The sequence below is a fragment of the Kribbella sp. WER1 genome (genome assembly GCF_054189145.1).
This window is the reverse complement of sequence record NZ_CM135186.1, coordinates 7,075,368-7,093,947: the sequence shown is the minus strand read 5'-3', so window position 1 is coordinate 7,093,947 and position 18,580 is coordinate 7,075,368. Positions and strand designations below refer to the sequence as shown.

Sequence of the window (18,580 nt, the reverse complement as noted above, 5' to 3'; positions counted from 1 at the left end):
GGGGCGGTAGTGGTGGGTCTACGGGGCGGTGGTGGCCGTGAGGACACCCTTCAGATCCAGCTGTTCGGCGAGGTGGCAGGCGACCTTGCGGCCGTTGATCTCGCGCAGCTGCGGTACTTCGGTCGCGCACCGGTCTTCGGCATACCCGCAGCGCGGATGGAACGGGCAGCCGGCCGGCACCTTCGAGGGATCCGCGATCTCGCCGCGCAGCTTGATCCGCTCACGCTGTCCGCGCGACGCGGGATCGGGATCCGGTACGGCGCTCAGCAGCGCCTCGGTGTACGGGTGCAGGGGCTTGGTGTAGAGCTCTTCGGTCGACGCGCTCTCGACGAGCTTGCCGACGTACATCACCGCGACGTCGTCGGCGACGTGCTCGACGATGCCGAGGTCGTGGGAGACGAACAGGTAGGTGAGCCCGGACTCCTCCTGCAGGTCACGCAGCAGGTTCAGGATCTGGGCGCGGACCGACACGTCGAGCGCACTGACCGCCTCGTCCGCGACCACCAGCCGCGGTTCGGTGGCGAGCGCCCGGGCGATCACCACGCGCTGCCGTTCGCCGCCGCTGAACGCGTGCGGGTAGCGGTGCGCGTACTCCGCCCGCAGCCCGACCCGGCGCAGCAGCGCGGCGACCTTGTCGTCGATCTCGTCGCGGGATCCGGCGTCCTGGACCCTGAGCGGCTCGGCGATGATGTCGCGCAGCGTCTTGCGCGGATCCAGCGAGGAATGCGGGTCCTGGAAGATCAGCCGGACCTGCGCCCGGTACGGCTTCAGCTGCTTCTCGCTCAGCGGCGCCAGGTCGACCCCGTCGAACATGATGCTGCCGGACGTCGGCTCGTACGCCCGCACGATGCAGCGGCCGAGCGTCGTCTTCCCGCAGCCGGACTCGCCGACCAGCCCGAGCGTCCGCCCGGCCTTGATCGACAGGTCGACACCGTCGACGGCCTTCACATACCCGCGGTTGCGGCCGAGAAACCCGCCGCTCAGCGGGAAGTGCATGGTCAGGTTCCGGGTTTCCAGCAGACTCATGACTTCTCCTCGCCGTACAGCAGGCACGCGACGTCGATCTCGTCGCTGCGGACCCGGTCCGGAACGGTCGTGTCGCACTTCCCGGCCATGAACGCGTCGCACCGCGGATGGAACCGGCAGCCCGACGGGCGTTCGTACGGCGGCGGCACGGTCCCCCGGACGGCGACCAGCCGGTCCTGCCGGCCATGACCACGCTGCCCGAGCCGCGGCACCGAGCGCACAAGTGCTTGTGTATAAGGATGTTTCGGCCTGCCGAGTACGGCGGACGCCGGCCCTTGCTCGACGACCTCGCCGAGGTACATCACCGCGACCTCGTCCGCGACCTGCGCCGCGACCCCGAGGTCGTGCGTGATCAGCATGATCGCCATCCCGAACTCCTCCTGGAGGTCCTGCAGCAGGTCCAGGATCTGGGCCTGCGTGGTGACGTCCAGCGCGGTGGTCGGCTCGTCCGCGATCAGCAGCCGCGGCCGGCAGGACAGCGCCATCGCGATCATCGCGCGCTGCCGCATGCCGCCGCTGAGCTCGAACGGGTAGGAGTCCACCCGTCGTCGGGGGTCCGGGATCCCGACCCGGCCGAGCATCTCGATCGCGCGTTCGCGGGCGGCCTGCTTGCCGACGTTCTCGTGCAATCGGACAGCCTCGATGATCTGGTCACCGATCGTGTGGACCAGGCTGAGTGAGGCCATCGGCTCCTGGAACACCATCGCGATGTCGGCCCAGCGGACCTGCCGCAGCCGCTTGTCCTTCACCGCGAGCAGGTCCAACGGCTCCTGGGCGTCGTCGTACAGCAGGATCTCGCCGCCGACGATCCGGGCCGGCTTCTCGACCAGCCGCAGGATCGACCGGGCGGTGACGCTCTTGCCGCAGCCGGACTCGCCGACCACGGCCAGTGTCCGGCCGCGCTGGACCGTCAGGCTGACACCGTCGACCGCCTTCACGACCCCGTCGCCGAGCTCGAAGTGCGTCCGGAGCCCCCGTACTTCCAACAGCTTCTGCACGAAAGCCTCCTACTTGTAGGGATCGGCGGCGTCGCGGAGGCCGTCGCCGACGAAGTTCATCGCGAGGACGACAACCACGACCGCGAGGCCCGGAGTGAGCAGCCACGGGGCGGTGGCGACCGCGCGGACGTTCTGGGCGCCCTCGAGCAGTACGCCCCAGCTGACCGCGGGCGGCTGCAGGCCGAGGCCGAGGAACGACAGGCTGGTCTCGCCGAGGATCATCCGCGGCACCGCCATCGACACCGACGCGATGATGTGGCTGGCGAACGACGGCACCATGTGGCCGAAGATGATCCCGGTCCGGCCGACCCCGTCCAGCCGGGCGGCCATCACGAAGTCCTCCTCGCGCAGGCTCAGGAACCGCCCGCGGACGTCCCGGGCCAAACCGGTCCAGCCGATCAGCGACAGGATCACGGTGATCGCGAAGTACCTGGTCAGCGGACCCCAGCCGCCGGGCAGCGCGGCCGACAGCGCCATCCACAGCGGCAATGTCGGGATCGACATGATGAACTCGATGACCCGCTGGATCAGATTGTCGACGGTACCGCCCAGGTACCCGGAGATACCGCCGATCAGCATGCCGAGCAGGAAGCTCGCGAACACGCCGACGAGACCGATCGACAGCGACACCCGGGCGCCGTGGATCAGCCGGGACAGCAGGTCCCGCCCGGACTGGTCGGCACCGACCAGGAAGAACGGCTGCCCGGCGGTCGTCGGGCCGATCAGGTGGATGTCGGACTTGATCGGCCCGAGCAGCGAGTACTGGTCGCCGTGGACGAAGAACCCGACCTTCACGATCTTCGACCGGTCGACCGTGAACGTCTGCTCGAACGTCTCCTTGTCCCGCGTCGACGAGTACCCGTACACGAACATGCCGTGCTCGGCGGACACGTGCACCCGCTGCGGTGGCGCGTACGGCAGGTCGGTGTGCGCGGTGTCGGCGTTCGAGGGCGCGAAGAAGCCGGCGAAGATCGCGATGAAGTAGATCGGGATCAGTACGATCAGGCCGATCACAGCGAGTTTGTGCCGGCGGAACTGGCGCCACATCAGCCGCCACTGCGGCAGCGCGCCGTGGTCCTTGAGGCTCTTCACCACCTCTTGCGTGACAGGGAGCGCCTCGGTCTGCTGGGCCATAGCTATCCCGCCTATCCCTTCGAGAACCGGGTGCGGATCCGCGGATCCCACCAGGCCAGTGCGAGGTCGCTGAGCATCGTGCCGATCACCGTCAGCGTGCTGAGGATCAGCACGAAGCTGCCGACCAGGTACATGTCCTGGCTCTTCACCGCGCCGAGCAGCAGCGGGCCGCTGGTCGGCAGGCTCATCACGACCGACACGATCGTCTCGCCGCTGATCAGCCCGGGCAGCAGCCAGCCGACCGTACTGAAGAACGGGCTGAGCGACATCCGGACCGGGTACTTGAGCAGCAGCTTCCACTCCGGCAGGCCCTTGGCCCGCGCGGTCGCGACGTACGGCTTGTGCAGTTCGTCGAGCAGGTTCGCGCGGGTGATCCGGATCAGGCCCGCGGTGCCGGCCACGCCGACGACCACGATCGGGACCCAGAGGTGCGAGATCAGGTCGAGCAGCTTGCCCAGGTTCCAGGCGGCGTCGGCGTACTGCGGTGAGAACAGCCCGCCGACGCTCTGCCCGAAGTACCGGAACCCGACGTACATCATCACCAGCGCGAGCATGAACTCCGGGACGGCCATCCCGATGAAGCCGAGGAACGACGCCACGTAGTCACCGGCGGAGTACTGCCGGAGCGCGCTGTAGATGCCGATCGGGAACGCGATCGCCCAGACGAACAGCAGACTGGCGATCGACAGCACCATCGAGAGCAGTACCCGGCTGCCGATCAGACTGGCCACCGACTGGTTCCAGGCGAACGACTGGCCGAGGTCGCCGTGCAGTACGACGCCCCCGATCCAGGTCAGGTACTGCACCATGAACGGCTTGTCGAGCCCGTAGTGCCGTTTCAGCTCGGCGATCTGCGAGTCCGGGATGTCCCGGCCCTGTGCCTCCGCGTTCGCGATCACCGTGGTGGTGTAGTCGCCCGGCGGGAGCTTGATGACCACGAAGGTGACGAACGAGATCGCCGCCAGCGTGATGAACATCCAGACGACCCGCCGGCCCACGAAGCGCAGCATCGGCTACTGCTCCATCGAGAACTGCTCGGGATGGACGATGCCCGGGGCAACCGACTCGTTCATCGTCGACGGCACGTTGTGGAAGTCGTTCTTCACCACACCGTAGGTGTTCGGGACCGAGCTGACGCCGATGTAGTAGAACTGGTCGGCCGCGATCTGCAGGATCTGCTTGCCCAGCTGCAGCGTCTTGTCCGGGTCCGGCTCCTGCCGCGCCTGGGTGAACAGCTCCATCTGCTTCTGGACCTCGGCCGGCGGCTTGCTGCCCTTCTCGCCCTTCGACTGGTACCACTGCGCCCAGCCGATCGCGTACCGCGCGCTGCCGTCGTTGGTCGGCACCCAGTAGTGGTCGCCACCGGTGCCGGTCGGCAGCACGAACGTACCGCAGGTCCAGGTGCCGGCGTCGTGGTCGTTGCCCTTGACCCGTTCCTTGTAGAGGTCCTCGCTGACCGCCTGGGTACGCAGCTCGATGCCGACCGCGGCCCAGCGCTTCTTGACGAACTCGATGCCCTCGACGTGGTCCGGGAACGACTCGCTGACCAGGACCGCGACCGACACCGGCTTGCCGTCCGCTCCGAGCCTCTTGCCGTCCGCCGACTTCTTCGTCAGGCCCGCGGCGTCCAGGTGCTGGTTCGCCTTGGCCGCGTCGAACTCGAGGTACTGCGTGGCCAGCTGCTCGTTGTAGTACGGCGAGTCCTTCGGCGGCGCACCCTGCCAGGGTTCCCCCTGGCCCGCGTACACCGCGTCGATGACCTCCTTGCGGTTGATCGCGTGCGACAGCCCGGCCCGGAACTCCTTGTTCGCGAACAGGGCCCGCTTGACCGGATCCTTGTGCGTCATGTTCAGGCCGATGACCATCGTGTTCGTGAGCTGGGTCGGCACCTCGAAGATCTTGTAGCCGCCCTTCTGCCGGTTCTGCGCGACGACCGGTTTGTTCTGCGGCGTCCCGAAGTTCCGGTACTGCATGCCGAACTCGCCGTTCATCACCTTCAGCAGCTCGACCTGGGCGTCCTGAATTACCTCGACGCGGCAGTTGTCGATGTACGGCAGCTGGCGGCCGGCGTCGTCGACCTTCCAGTAGTACGGGTTCCGGGTCAGCGTGACCGCGGAGCCCTTGCCGAGCGGGGTCTCGACCTTCCAAGGGGCCAGTGTCGGCTGATCCGGGTTGGTCCACGGGTTCTGCTTCTGCGTGAACAGGTCCGTCCAGCTGCCGACGCCGGCCTTCTTCGCCAGCGCGTTCGCGTTCTTGTTGTATTTCAGGTGGAACTGCTGGAAGTAGTGCTTCGGCAGCAGCATCCCGTACGCACCCTCACGCTCGAAGATCGCGTCGGCGATCTGCACGAGCAGCGACGGCTGCGGCGACGAGTACGTCATCTTGACGGTCCGCTCGTCGACCTTCTCGACCTTCGCCAGCTTGCCGGTGTCCGGCGAGGTGAACGCGTCGTACAGGCCGTCCGGGTGCAGGCCCTCGTCGCACTGAACCTCGAGGATCGTGAACATCAGGTCGTCGGCGGTACACGGCTTGCCGTCCGACCACTTCAGGCCCTCGCGCAGCGTGAACGTGTACACCTTGCTCTCGGCATCGACCGTGAACTCGCAGGTGTTCGCCTCGATCTCGTCGTACCCGGGCTTGCCGACCTTGTCCGGCTTCCAGCGCAGCAGCGGCTCGTAGCGCATCGCGTACCACAGCCACTGGGTGTCCTCCTGGGTCAGCATCGCCGACCGCCAGGTGCCGCCGTACTGCGCCTTGCCCTCGAGCGGCTTGATCACCGGAGGGTTCTTCGGCAGCCGGTCCGCGAGCGCGGGCAGCGAGCCCTTGTCCACCAGGGCCTTCAGCATCGGCGACTCCTTCTCGCCGGCCGCGGCGGCCTGGGCGCCGGAGCCGGCCGGCTTGGTGTCGAAGAAGCCGCAGCCCGGGACGGTCGCGACCGCGAGCAGTCCGAGACCGCCCTGCAGCAGCCGGCGACGGTTGATCATGCTTTCAGACATCGTTGACCTCACTGCTGCTCGAGCGTGATGTTGCTGAACCGCGCGGTCCCGTAGTCGACGAGACCGTTGTCGATCTGGCCGCCGTCGACGGCGAAACCGATGTAGAAGGTCCGGCTCGGCATCATGATCTTTTCGTAGCCGAAGCGGTCCCACTTGACCTGATCAGTTGAGATGAAGGCCTCGAACTCGACCTCCCTGGCCTGCGGGCGCTCGCGCCGGAGCAGCCGCAGCCAGTAGACCTTCGTGTGGTCCAGGTACGTCCCGTCCCACGGCCACGGGCCGACGCTCGGCACCGTCCCGTCGGTCTGGATCCGGATCGCCTGCGCCTTCATGCCGCCGTCGTCGGTGGCGGTCGGCGCGGCGCTCGCGTTGTCGTTCACGGTGCCGAACCCGCCGGCGACGCCGTACCCGATGCCGCCGTACATGTAGGGCGCCGCCGGGTCGAGGCTGTCGCGGATCATCAGCCCCGCGGTCAGGCCGTTGGCGACCTTGCTGATCGAGTCGAGCCGGGCGGTGATCTGCGAGACAGCCCCTTCGCCACCGACCTGGAGCTTGCGGTACACGTAGTGGAAGTTGCTGTTCCGCGCGTAGATCCGGCCGGAGCCCTTGATCGTCAGGACGCCGTTCTCCAGGTTTCCGGAGCCCGGCACCGGCGGCTTGCCGACCGCGGCCGAGGTCCAGCCGGTCGTCCCGGTCTGCCGGTTCACGTGCACCTGGACGGCGGTCGACTGGGTCGCCGTTCCGTTCGCGTCGGTGGCCCGGGCGGTCAGCCAGTAGGAGCCGTCGGCAACGTTCTTCCACTGGGCCTGGTACGGCGCGCTGGTCGCGGTGCCGACCAGCTGGTCGGCGACGAAGAACTCGACCTTGGCGATCGTCCCGCCCTTGCCCGCGGCGGCGTCGGCCTTGATCGTGACGGTCGGCGCGGTGCGGCCCGGGACGGTCTGGTTCTGCGTCGGCGCGGTGATCTGCACCGTCGGGTTGCCGATCGGGTCCGGGACCAGCGAGTTCAGGTAGTTCTCGAGGTACGTGTAGCCGTTCGGGGCGATCTTCTGCGCGTCGGACGGGTCGTTGGGGTCCAGGCCGTTCGCCTTCTCCCACCAGTCCGGGATGCCGTCGTGGTCGGAGTCGGCCGGCGCCTCGCCGCCCTCCAGCGCCGGGTAGCCGCCGACGTCCTTCTGCGAGTTGATCAGCCGGCCGATGCCGTTGCGGACCTCGGCGATCACCCGGGCGTCGGCCGCGTCCCGCTTCGGCAGGATCGCGCCGGCTCCTCCGAGCACCGCGTCGTACGCCTTGTTCGGGGCCTGGATGTCGCCGCGGCCCGGGATCGGCTGCGGCTGGGTCAGCTCGACGATGCCGCCGATCGGGTACCGGATGCCCTTGCGGTTGTGCGCGGTGACGTCCGGGTGGCCCTCGACCTGGTTGCCGGCGACGTACCACTGGCCGCCGCGGTTCGCGCTCAGCACCACCGGCGCGACCTCGTCCTGGGTGGTCGGGCCCGGCTTGTAGAAGTTGTTCATGATGTTGATGCCGTTGGCCCACTCACCGCCGTACAGCGACGTGTACCCGTAGTCGTAGATCACGTTGTTGTAGTGGTCGACCTCGAGGTTGATGCCCTCGGTGTAGCCGAAGCGCGGGTTCCGGCCGCCCTGGTGGGCGATCAGGTTGTGGTGGTAAGTGTTCCGCTGGCCTCCCCAGATCCCGCCGTACCCGTGCCGGTTCTTCGGGTGCGCGGACAGCGCCAGGCCCTCGGACACGATGCACCACTGGACCGTGACGTCGAAGTTGCCGTACGGCGACAGGCACTCGTCGACCGCCCAGCTGAACGAGCAGTGGTCGATGATCAGGTTCCGGATCTCCGGGCTGACCGATCCCGGGACATTGGTGTTGAACGAGTCGTCGGCGATCTCGTTCTCGTCACCGAGCCGGAAGCGCAGGTAGCGGATCACGATGTCGTGCGCGCTGCCCTTGATGTTCGTGCTGTGTCCCGCCACGCAGATGCCGCCACCAGGCGCGGTCTGTCCGGCGATCGTCAGGTTGTTGCCGGCGATCAGCAGCCCGGTCTCCAGCTGGATCGTGCCGGAGACCCGGAACACGATCGTGCGGTCGGAGCCGGAGACCGCGTCCCGCAGCGACCCGGGTCCGGAATCGGCCAGCGTGGTCACCTCGTACACGGAGCCGCCGCGGCCGCCCTTGGACCACTTGCCGGCGCCTTCGGCACCGGGGAAGGCGGGCAGCTGGTCGTCGTTACCGGCCGACGCAGCCGACGCGGCGGTGGCGGCGTTCGCGGTCGGGGTGATCCCCAGCGAGGCGACACCGATGGCGGCCGCGGTGGTACCGACGAATCCCCGCCGGGACCAGCCGGGTGGGACGGAAGAAGGTGTTTCGGTCATCGTCCATGCCTCATCTCAGGGGGCGCTGTCTGAATATCTAGTCAAGTCCGAATGGAACGACGGCCCTCATGGTCATCGAGGTTACGAGCCGGTGTCAAGGGCGTAACGCCGATTAATTGCAAACGATTGCAGATGGCGAAATCCGCGCTCGCAATCGTTTGCACTGAAGTCTTGCCGAGACGTCGGAGACGGTGGTTACCTTGCCTCCATGCCCTTGCGCCCACTCCCCCTCGGCAGCCTCAGGATCAACGGCGGGTTCTGGTTCGAGCGTCAGCGCACCAATCGCGAAGCGACGATTCCGGCGGCCGCCGAGCGGCTCGAGGACGTCGGCACGCTGGAGAACTTCCGCCGGACCAGCGGGTCCTTCGAAGGCAAGCTGTTCGCGGACACCGACGTCTACAAATGGCTCGAAGCAGTCGCCTGGGAACAGGCCCGCAAGCCGTCCGAGCAGCTCACCGACTGGCAGTCCGGCACCAGTGCGCTGGTCGCGTCCGCGCAGGAACCCGACGGCTACCTCAACACGCACACCCGGCTGGCCCTCGGCGGCCGGCGGTACGGCGACCTGGAGAAAGGCCACGAGCTGTACTGCGCCGGGCACCTGTTCCAGGCGGCTGTCGCGCAGGTGCGGGCGACCGGGGACCGCACCCTGCTCGACGTCGCGTGCCGCTTCGCCGATCAGCTGTGCAAGACGTTCGGGCCGGGACGGCTGGAAGGCGTCGACGGGCATCCGTTGATCGAGATGGCGCTGGTCGAGCTGTACCGCGAGACCGGGACCGCGGCGTATCTCGAGCTCGCGACGTACTTCGTCGAGGCGCGTGGGCACGGGACGCTCACGGTGCCGGGCCACCACGGGCCGGCGTACTTCCAGGACCACCTTCCGGTGCGCGAGGTGCGGACGATCGCGGGACACGCGGTGCGTGCGCTCTACCTCGCGTGCGGCGCGACCGACGTCGCGGTCGAGACCGGTGACACCGAGCTGCTCGATGCGTTGCAGGCGACCTGGGCGCGGATGGTCGAGAGCCAGCTGTACCTCACCGGCGGCGCCGGATCGCGCTGGTACGGCGAGGCATTCGGCGACCCCTTCGAGCTACCGCCGGATGCGGCGTATTGCGAGACATGTGCCGCGATCGCCGGCGTGCAGTGGAGTTGGCGGCTGCTGCTCGCGACCGGTGAGAGCAAGTACGCCGACCTGATCGAGCGGACGCTCTACAACGCGGTGATCTCGGGCGTTGCACTGACCGGCGACAAGTTCTTCTACGTGAACACGTTGAAGGTCCGCGACGGCGCGTTCGCCGACGACCAGCGGTCCGCGGTGGGTGGTCGGCAGCCGTGGTTCGGGACCGCGTGCTGCCCGCCGAACGTGATGCGGACGCTGTCGTCGCTGGATCAGCTGGTCGCGACGTGCGACGACGACGGCGTACAGATACAGCTGTACGCGCCCGCGGTCGTGCGGGTCGGGCCGATCGGGTTCGAGATCGAAACCCAGTATCCGTGGCACGGGACCGTCCGCGTGCGGATCACCGCGACGCCGGATGCGCCCTGGACGCTGGGGTTACGGATCCCCGCCTGGGCCGACAGCCATCGGCTCACGGTCAACGGGCGGCCGGCCGAAGGACCGCTCCGGCGCCGGTGGTCGGCGGGCGACGAGGTCGTGCTGGAGCTGCCGGTGGTTGCCCGGCGGACGACGCCGGACGAGCGGATCGACTCGGTCCGCGGGTGCATCGCGATCGAACGCGGGCCGTTGGTGTACTGCTTCGAACAGCAGGACGCCTCCGTGGTGCTCGACTCGACGGCCGTGGTGCCGGGTCCGCTGGTCGAACGGGAGGAGCCCGGGCTGCTCGGCGGCGTGACGACCGTCGACGTACCGGGCCGCGACGGCACGCTGACCGCGATTCCGTACTACGCGTGGGCGAATCGCGAGGTCGGCCCGATGACCGTGTGGATCCGGGAGGACGCGTGAACTACTGGGAAGACCCCGGCCCCGGGTACGGCGTGCTGCCGGCGCGGGTCGCCGTTCGGTCGGATGCGCCGCGGCTGAGCCTCAACGGGCAGTGGCGGTTCCGGTGGTCGCCGTCGGTGCCGGACACCGGCTTCGAAGCGGTGGACTTCGACGACGCCGACTGGGACTGGCTGCCGGTGCCGTCGTCGTGGCCGATGCACGGGCACGGGATCCCGGAGTACACGAACCAGAAGTACCCGTTCCCGGTGGATCCGCCGTACGTGCCGGACGAGAACCCGACCGGGGACCATCGCCTCGTCTTCGACCTGCCGCCGGACTGGAGCGGGCCGACCGTGCTGCGGTTCGACGGGGTCGACTCGTGTGCGCGGGTGTGGCTGAACGGGGTCGAGCTCGGCGTGACCCGCGGGTCGCGGCTGCCAGCCGAGTTCGCGGTGGACGACGTACTGCGGGCTGGGCCGAACGTGCTCGCGGTCCGGGTGCACCAGTGGTCATCCGGGTCGTACCTGGAGGACCAGGACATGTGGTGGCTGCCGGGGATCTTCCGGGACGTCACGCTGGTCGCGCGGCCGGTGGACGTGTTCGTACACGCCGACTACGCGGACGGGAACGGCATACTGCGGGTCGAGACGGAGCCGGGCGCGGTGGTGCGGATCCCGTCGCTGGACGTGGTCGTGCCGGGTGGCGAGACCGTGACGATCCCGGGCGTCGAGCCGTGGTCGGCGGAGGAGCCGCGGTTGTACGACGCGGTCGTCGAGCTGGCGGATCAGCAGGTGTCGTTGCGGATCGGGTTCCGCACCGTGGAGATCGTGAACGGCGTACTGCGGGTCAACGGGCGGCGGATCGTGTTCCGCGGGGTGAACCGGCACGAACACGATCCGGTGTTCGGGCGCGCCGTACCCGAGGAACGGGTGCGGGCCGAGCTGCTGGTGATGAAGCGGCACAACATCAACGCGATCCGGACCAGTCACTACCCGCCGGACACGCGGCTGCTGGAGCTGTGCGACGAGCTCGGGTTCTGGGTGATGGACGAGTGCGACTACGAGACGCACGGGTTCATGCTGATCGACTGGCGCGGCAATCCGGCTGATGATCCGCGGTTCCTGGATGCGTCGCTGGATCGGATGCGGCGGACGGTGGAGCGGGACAAGAACCATCCGTCGGTGATCATGTGGTCGCTCGGCAACGAGGCCGGAGTCGGGTCGAACCTGAGCGCTATGGCCGCGTGGACGCGGGAGCGGGATCCGTCGCGGCCGTTGCACTACGAAGGTGATGTGACTTGTGCGGATGTGGATGTGTACAGCCGGATGTATGCGTCGCACGCCGAGGTGGAGGCTATCGGGAAGCGCGCCGAGAAGCCGTTGGCCGATCCCACGCTGGATGCGCGGCGGCGGGCGATGCCGTTCGTGCTGTGTGAGTATTCGCATGCCGGAGGCAACGGGCCGGGTGGGTTGCCGGAGTACGAGGAGCTGTTCGATCGGTACGAGCGGTGCCAGGGCGGGTTCCTGTGGGAGTGGATGGAGCACGGCATCCTGCGGGGTGACGGCTCGTACGGCTACGGAGGAGACTTCGGCGAAGAACTGCACGACGGGACGTACGTCCTGGACGGCCTCGTCTTCCCCGACCTCACACCCCAGCCGGTCCTCGCGGAGGTCCACAAAGCCTACGAACCGGTCCGGTTGTCGATCGCGGACGACACCCTCACCATCACCAACAGGTACGACGTCCGCGACACCTCCCACCTGACTCTCCTGTGGGAAGTCGCCGACGAAGGCGAAGCAGTTGCCCACGGCACGCTAACCTTCCCCACCCTCACCCCAGGCTCCTCCACCACCCTCCCCCTCCCCACACTCACCTCCGGTGGATCCACCACCCTCCCCACCCCCACACTCACCTCCGGTGGATCCACCGCCCTCCCCACCCCCACGCTCGCCTCGGGTGGGTCTACCACCCTCCACGAGGTGGAGGGTGGAGGCGAGCGGTGGTTGACGGTGCGTGCTGTGCTAGCAGCTGATGCGCCGTGGGCTCCTGCTGGTCACGAAGTCGCCTTCGCGCAGGCCCAGCTCCCCAGCCCGGTCGAGGAGGAGCCGCCGGCCGGCGGCGGGGTGAGCCGCCCGGCCCGCCGGCTCGCGGGCCAGCCGGCGGGAGCCGGCGGTGGCAGTCGGGTGGTGAGACCGGCTGATGGGTTGGTGCTTGGGCCTGGGGTGTTTGATGTGCAGAGTGGGCGGTTGATTCGTCTGCGTGGGTGGGCGGTGACGCATGTTCCGTTGGAGTTGTGGCGGGCGCCTACTCAGCATGATGCGCGGACGTGGGATGCGTCGACGCTGGATCGGAAGGCGCGGTGGGCCAAAGCCGGGCTGGATCGGTTGCGGTATCGGACCGTGTCCGTCGAGCAACAGGACGACGTACTGACCGTGGTGACGATGGTGGGTGCGGCCGCGACAGATGCTCGGGTGCTGACGACTTATCGGTGGACGAGCGACGGGAGCAGCGTCTCGGCGGAGGTCGACGTGGAGCCGTTGGGTGAGTGGACGGTGCCGTGGGCGCGGTTGGGGGTGACGTTCGGCGTACCGGGTGGGCTGCATGGGATGACCTGGTTCGGGAAAGGGCCGGGGCAGGCGTATCCGGACTCGCAGGCGGCCGCGCGCGTCGGGCGCTACACGGCGACGATCGACGAGCTCCAGGTGCCGTACCTGTACCCGCAGGAGAACGGTGCCCGAGGCAACGTCCGGTGGGCGGAGCTGTCCGGCTCCGCGGGACGGCTGCGGATCACCGGCGGGCTGGCGCTGACCGTACGGCGCTGGACGATCGCCGGCCTGGCCGCCGCCGACCACCCGGCCGACCTCGACCCGTCCGACACCGTCTGGATCACCCTCGACGCCCTGCAGCACGGACTCGGCAGCCCCACCAGCGGCGCGCCGATCCTCCCGCCGCACGACCTGCAGGCGCGGCCGCACAGCTTCCGGTTCAGCTTGGGAAACTGAGCCAGGTGCCGTCCGGCGGCGTCTGGTCGACGCCCGGCTTCGACCAGTCGCACACGCCGTCGGGGAAGATCGACTGCAGCTCCGCCCACTGCGCGTCGGTGAACTTCGGGTACTCCGACCGCACCGGCGGCACCAGCTGGCACTTGATCACGTCAGCAGCCACTCCGGACCCGGCCACCTCCCGCGGGAACGACGCCGACGGGTACAGCTGCTCGCACCGCGACGCCGGGTCCCGGTCGAGCGGCTGCGCGATGAACCCGCGCGGACCTTGGCACCCCTCGACGAGCCGGGACGGCCGGGCCGCGACGATCTTGTCGATCCGCGGCCGCGACGTACCGTCCGCGGTCAGCTGGGTCAGCCACTGGTCCATCTCCTGGACCGCGTGCCGCAGCAGCGGGCTGCCGGTCGAGAACAGCCCGTACCGCGCGTCCTCGAGCAGGCTCACCTGGTTGGCCGACGTACCGTTCGCCTTCTCCAGCCGGGCGCGCATCGAGAACGTGTGGTAGCGCAGGTGGATGTCGCCCCACGGCTGGTTGTCGGCGTACGCGCGGTAGTCGATGATCGGCACGTCCCGCAGCCCGCCGCCGCCGTTCGTCAGCCGCCCGGTCCGGTACGCCGCCCGCAGCGCCTCCGGGTCTGCCTCGGTCCGCTCCGGGACCAGGTTGGCGTCCGCGTCGAAGCCGCCGATCCGCCGGTTCAGGTCGAGGAACTGGGCGGGCGTGATCGTCCCGGACTTCAGCACCTTCAGCCCGTACTGCACGCCGACGTTGTCCAGCGGACGCCGCGCGAACCCGGTCAGCGGGTCCTTCCCGTACACGTTCACCGTGTGGTCGTACACGTCGCAGCGCACGCCGCGCGGGTTCCGCAGCGGTTCGTACCGCAGCCCGACCGGGACGCTCCCGCAGTTCCGCCGCGGGTCGATCCGGCGGGCGCTGAGCGCCATACTCGCGAGCGTCTTGTAGTTCCGGAAGCCGGCGACCTTCCGCTGCTGGTCCTGCGTCCACGCCAGCCCGGAGCGCGCGAAGTACGCCGTCAGCAGCCACGCGTCCGTGATGAACGGGATCGTCGCGAACCCGACGTCCGGGAACGAACAGCCGACGATGATCCCGTCGAAGATGCCCGGGTAGTTGTCGGTGATCTGATGCGCCTGGTACGACCCGCCGGAACACCCGAACCCGATCGTGAAGTCCGGCCGGCCGTAGTGCTCGACGAACGACTCCTTCGTCGTCATCGCCGCCTCGGCCGCGGTCAGGTCGTTGCAGTTCTGCGCGAACACGTTCAGCGAGGACGACATCAACGCGTACCCCTGCCCGAGCAGGTACGGGTCGGTCACCCCGCCGGTGGTCCGCCCGGACCGGTACCACCCGCCGGCGCAGCCGCCGCCGAGGGTGAAGATCGCCCGCCCGTTCCAGCTCCGCGACCGCCGCGTCGGCGTCGGCGCGCCCTCGTCCAGCGGGTCGTGCAGCATCGTGGTCCGGACGATCGCCCGGTCCGCGCTCGAGGTCTCCATCCGGACGATGAACGGGTCGCCGGCGTCGGTGTCGGCCAGGTCCGCCGGGTACCGGGTGGCACCGGCCGGCCATTTCGCGTACTTCCCGGCGCGCGTCCGGTAGAAGTAGTCGACCCGCGGCGCGACCGTGCAGTCGTCGTCCAGCGGTACGCCGAGGGTGCCGCCGATCACCGGGACCGTGGCGTTCGCGGTCTCGCAGACGTACGGCTGCTCCTGCGCCCCGGAGAACACCGGCCCCTGGCGCGGGAAGTCCCGTACTTCCAGCGTCGCCCGGCGGCCGCCCGCCTCGGCCCGCAGGACGTTCTTGCCGAGCCGGATCCCGTCGACCAGACCGGTAAGGCCCGTGTCGTCGGCGCTGAACGCCGACGACACGTCCTTGTCGTTCAGAGTCACCCGGAGGTCGTCCCGATCCGCCTCGGACACGTCCACGTGGACGAGAGCGTCACCGCCGGTCACCATGTCCGCACGGCTGGACAGGACCTGCAGTTTCACCGGCCGTGCGGTGACCGCCGGCACCAGCGGGAAGACCAGCGCACCGGCGAGCAGCGCGGCGACGATCCGGCCTGGTCGGGATGTCAGCGGTCCTCCTCAGTGGGTCAGTGGGCGGCCACCTCGTACACGCGGGCGATGTCCGGGGTGGTGTTCGACGGGTCGGTCACGGTCAGGCGTAGCTGGTCAATTGTCCCGGACGGACCGGCCACCGAGACCAGCGACCTGGTGTTCCCGGTGATGCTGCCGAGCTGCACCCACCCGGACGCGGTGTGCCCCTCGACCTTGAACGCCACCAGGACGGTCCCGGTCGCGACCCTCGGGTACTGGTACCCGCTGTAGACATCGACCCGCTTGACGGTCTTGTACGCGCCGAGGTTCAGCGTGAGCGTCGGCGTGGTGTCGCCGACCGCGGACATCCACCGGCTGCTGTCCAGGCAGGACCCGTCGACGGCCTTCTCCGGCCCCGAGTCCGCGGTGTACGTCGAGGACGCGGTGGCCGTCGCACCGCGGGCGAGATGGTCACTGCAGGGCGAGGTCGCGGGCGCACCGGCCAACCAGTCCCGGACGAAACCACCCTCGTACTCACCGGTCAGCAGGTTCCAGTTCTTGTCGAACATGACAGGCTGCCAGAAGTTGTCGAAGATCCAGCCGATCCAGCCGATCTGCGGCCGGGCGTCCAGGTACTGCCGCAGCGGCAGGCCCCAGCCGGACGTACTCCCGGCGGTGACGTCGTTCGCCGTCGGGGACGGGTCCCACCCGAACTCGGTCAGTACGACGGGCAGCGTCGCGGACGCCGTACCGAACTTGGGATCCAGGTTCGCTACGGTCGCGGGCCCCATGTTCGGGTACAGGTGGTAGACGTAGGCGATGTTGCCGCCGGTAATCGGGTCGGTCAGCGCGCCGTTCAGCCGGGTGCTCCAGGACGGGCTGCCCATCAGGATCACGTTCGACGCGACCGAGCGGATCGAGTCCACCACCGGCTGGATGTACGACTTCCAGGTGGCCCAGCTGTCCGGCGCGATCGGCTCGTTGAACACCTCGAACAGTACGTTCGGGTTGTTCGCGTACCGCGGCGCGATGAAGTCCCAGAAACCCTTCACGTCCGACTGCGGGACGGCGCCGGCCGCGTCGCCGTAGTTCCGGACCAGGTGCAGGTCGATGATCACGTACAGACCCTTGGCGACGGCGTGGTCGACGTACGGCTTGATGTACGTCGCGTCGTACGCGTTCAGGTCCTTGCCGATCGCCTCGGTGACCAGCAGGCGCAGCACCTTGGAGTGCCAGCCGTTCGACACGGTCATGTCGATCAGGTCGTTGATCGGCTTGTTGTTGCAGTCGGTGCAGACCGCGTTCTGTTCGGGAGCGATGACAGAGACGCCTTGGAGCGTGACGGCGGTGCCGGCACTGTTCTTGATGCGATTGCCTTCGGTGTGCAGAGCGGGGAGGGCGGTGGTGCTCGCCGTCGCGCTCACCAAGGAGCCGGCGGAGAGCAGGAGGGCGGTACACAGGGCGGCCAAAGACTTTCGGAACACGGGCTACATCCCTTCAGTCACGGTGGGTGCGGATCTCTTCCGGCCAGGCCAGCGGGATCTCGAGGGTGTCCGCCAGCAGGCGTTGGTAGTCGGCCAGGTGGGTGGGATCGTTACGGACCTTGCGTGGTGACAGGCCTTCGGCCAGGCAGAACCCGGCCAGTGCGCCAACCGCCTCGCCGATACTCCATTCGACCGGGTGCAGGCGGTAGCAACCGTTGGTGATGTGCGTCGTCCCGATGTTCTTGTTGGCCGGCAGCAGGTTGTCGACCCGGACCGGGATCAGCGCGCCGAGCGGGATCTGGAACGGGTACGCCTCGATGTCGACGTACGTCCGCCCGGCCGTGCTCGGGTGCAGGTCGATCCGGTACCGGCCGAGGCCGACCGTGTCCGCGAACACCTCACTGCCCGCGCCGTCCGGCCGTGCCTCGACGCCGACGTGCTGCTCCAGCACGGTGAACTCGGACCGGATCCGGCGGGACTCCCGGATGTACGGCGCCTTCGCGAGGCCGTCCGCGGTACCGGTGACGTCGGGACGCAGGCGCAGCCCGGGGTACCCGCCCTCGGTCTGCATCCAGTACAGGAACGAGAGCGAGAGGTCACGGCTGGCCGCCAGCGCGTCCGCGGGATCCGGCAGCAGCGGCTTCTCCCAGTAGTCGAGCTGCGGCCAGTTCACCACCGTGACGTCCGGGATCGCCTTGTCGACAAAGTTGCTACTGGCAAGGATCTGCCGGTACCGGAACAGCGAGAACGGGGCCCGGTACTCCGGGTTCGCGTCCAGCAGCTTCCACTCCCGCTGCTCCAGCGTCACCGGTACGACGTCCGTCCAGGACAGCTGCGATCCGGGCCAGAACGGCGCGACCGTGTCCCGCCAGTGCTCGTACCCGGCCGGGCGGTCGATCGTGTGGTCCTCCCCCGGCCGGTGCTCCAGCGCGAAACACCACGAGAACGCCTGCTGGTCCAGGGGATTCGCCACCTCCGGCGCGTGCAGCTCGCCGGTCTCGTCTCGGCCCTCGGCGCCGATCACGTGCTCGACTCCCGCGAGCTCGAGCAGATCCCCGAGCTCGGTGGCGTCCACGACGTACGTCGCCGTGACCGTGAGCTCCCGCCCCGCGCCGCGGAACGTCACCGCCTCGATCTCGTCGCCGTTCGTCGCGGCCGCGACCGGCTCGTGCTCCATCAGCACGACCAGCTTGCCGGCCGCCCGCCACGGCGCGAGCATCTCCTCCAGGACCGCGGCGGCGACGCGCGGTTCGTGGCAGAACCGGCTCACGACGCCGAGGCCCGGGTCGAGCAGCGGATTCGCGGCCGCCTCGGGTGTCAGCGGGTAGTTGCGCCGGTAGTACTCGCGGATCCGGTTGCGCAGCTCGGCGTACCCGCTGGCGGCGTACTGCTCGATCCACGGGTGCTCGTCCGGCGGGACGAGCTGGCTGGTCAGCTGCCCGCCCAGCCAGTCGGTGGGCTCGGTCAGGACGACGCGGCGGCCGAGGCGTACCGCGGTCAACGCCGCGGCGACCCCGCCCAGTCCGCCGCCGGCAACCAGGACTTCAGTCTCGAGTTCCAC

Annotated in this window: 11 protein-coding genes; 2 read left to right on the top strand and 9 right to left on the bottom strand. The window is 68.9% G+C overall.

Annotation, left to right across the window (positions count from 1 at the left end; all coding sequences use genetic code 11):
* Positions 1 to 18: 18 nt before the first annotated feature.
* Genes ACXJJ3_RS34760 through ACXJJ3_RS34735 form a run of 6 tightly spaced genes read right to left on the bottom strand, consistent with a single transcriptional unit; the run spans position 19 to position 8,544 of the window.
* Entirely contained in the window at positions 19 to 1,026 is a 1,008-nt protein-coding gene (locus ACXJJ3_RS34760; protein WP_458166120.1) for an ABC transporter ATP-binding protein, read from the bottom strand.
* Complete coding sequence (locus tag ACXJJ3_RS34755; RefSeq protein WP_458166119.1) at positions 1,023 to 2,024, bottom strand: ABC transporter ATP-binding protein; 1,002 nt, start codon at positions 2,022 to 2,024, stop codon at positions 1,023 to 1,025. Before ACXJJ3_RS34755 ends, ACXJJ3_RS34760 begins: the two co-directional genes overlap by 4 nt.
* Before the next feature lie 9 nt (positions 2,025 to 2,033).
* Positions 2,034 to 3,158, bottom strand: a complete 1,125-nt coding sequence (locus ACXJJ3_RS34750) for an ABC transporter permease (protein ID WP_458166118.1) — start codon at positions 3,156 to 3,158, stop codon at positions 2,034 to 2,036.
* An 11-nt stretch (positions 3,159 to 3,169) separates the two neighbouring features.
* Positions 3,170 to 4,168, bottom strand: coding sequence for an ABC transporter permease (locus tag ACXJJ3_RS34745; protein WP_458166117.1), 999 nt, complete (start codon positions 4,166 to 4,168; stop codon positions 3,170 to 3,172).
* Positions 4,169 to 4,171: 3 nt separating this feature from the next.
* Positions 4,172 to 6,154 carry an ABC transporter substrate-binding protein gene (locus ACXJJ3_RS34740; RefSeq protein WP_458166116.1) on the bottom strand — a complete coding sequence of 661 codons (1,983 nt, stop codon included), beginning with the start codon at positions 6,152 to 6,154 and terminating at the stop codon, positions 4,172 to 4,174.
* A gap of 8 nt (positions 6,155 to 6,162) precedes the next feature.
* A complete protein-coding gene (locus tag ACXJJ3_RS34735; protein WP_458166115.1) occupies positions 6,163 to 8,544 on the bottom strand; it encodes an Ig-like domain-containing protein in 2,382 nt (793 codons plus the stop codon).
* A 208-nt stretch (positions 8,545 to 8,752) separates the two neighbouring features.
* On the opposite strand from ACXJJ3_RS34735, the gene ACXJJ3_RS34730 reads away from it, so the two are divergent.
* Both ACXJJ3_RS34730 and ACXJJ3_RS34725 read left to right on the top strand, forming a co-directional pair.
* Positions 8,753 to 10,504: a glycoside hydrolase family 127 protein gene (locus ACXJJ3_RS34730; RefSeq protein WP_458166114.1), complete on the top strand. Its 1,752-nt coding sequence runs from the start codon at positions 8,753 to 8,755 to the stop codon at positions 10,502 to 10,504.
* Entirely contained in the window at positions 10,501 to 13,485 is a 2,985-nt protein-coding gene (locus tag ACXJJ3_RS34725) for a glycoside hydrolase family 2 TIM barrel-domain containing protein (protein ID WP_458166113.1), read from the top strand. Before ACXJJ3_RS34730 ends, ACXJJ3_RS34725 begins: the two co-directional genes overlap by 4 nt.
* Here the strand turns inward: ACXJJ3_RS34725 and ACXJJ3_RS34720 are convergent.
* The 3 genes from ACXJJ3_RS34720 to ACXJJ3_RS34710 form a co-directional block, all read right to left on the bottom strand.
* On the bottom strand, positions 13,469 to 15,487 hold the full coding sequence (locus tag ACXJJ3_RS34720) for a DUF6351 family protein (protein WP_458166112.1): 2,019 nt from the start codon (positions 15,485 to 15,487) through the stop codon (positions 13,469 to 13,471). The two genes, ACXJJ3_RS34725 and ACXJJ3_RS34720, sit on opposite strands and share 17 nt — an antisense overlap.
* A 104-nt stretch (positions 15,488 to 15,591) precedes the next feature.
* Positions 15,592 to 17,019 carry a cellulase family glycosylhydrolase gene (locus tag ACXJJ3_RS34715; protein WP_458166111.1) on the bottom strand — a complete coding sequence of 476 codons (1,428 nt, stop codon included), beginning with the start codon at positions 17,017 to 17,019 and terminating at the stop codon, positions 15,592 to 15,594.
* A 13-nt stretch (positions 17,020 to 17,032) separates the two neighbouring features.
* Positions 17,033 to 18,580: an FAD-dependent oxidoreductase gene (locus tag ACXJJ3_RS34710; protein WP_458166110.1), complete on the bottom strand. Its 1,548-nt coding sequence runs from the start codon at positions 18,578 to 18,580 to the stop codon at positions 17,033 to 17,035.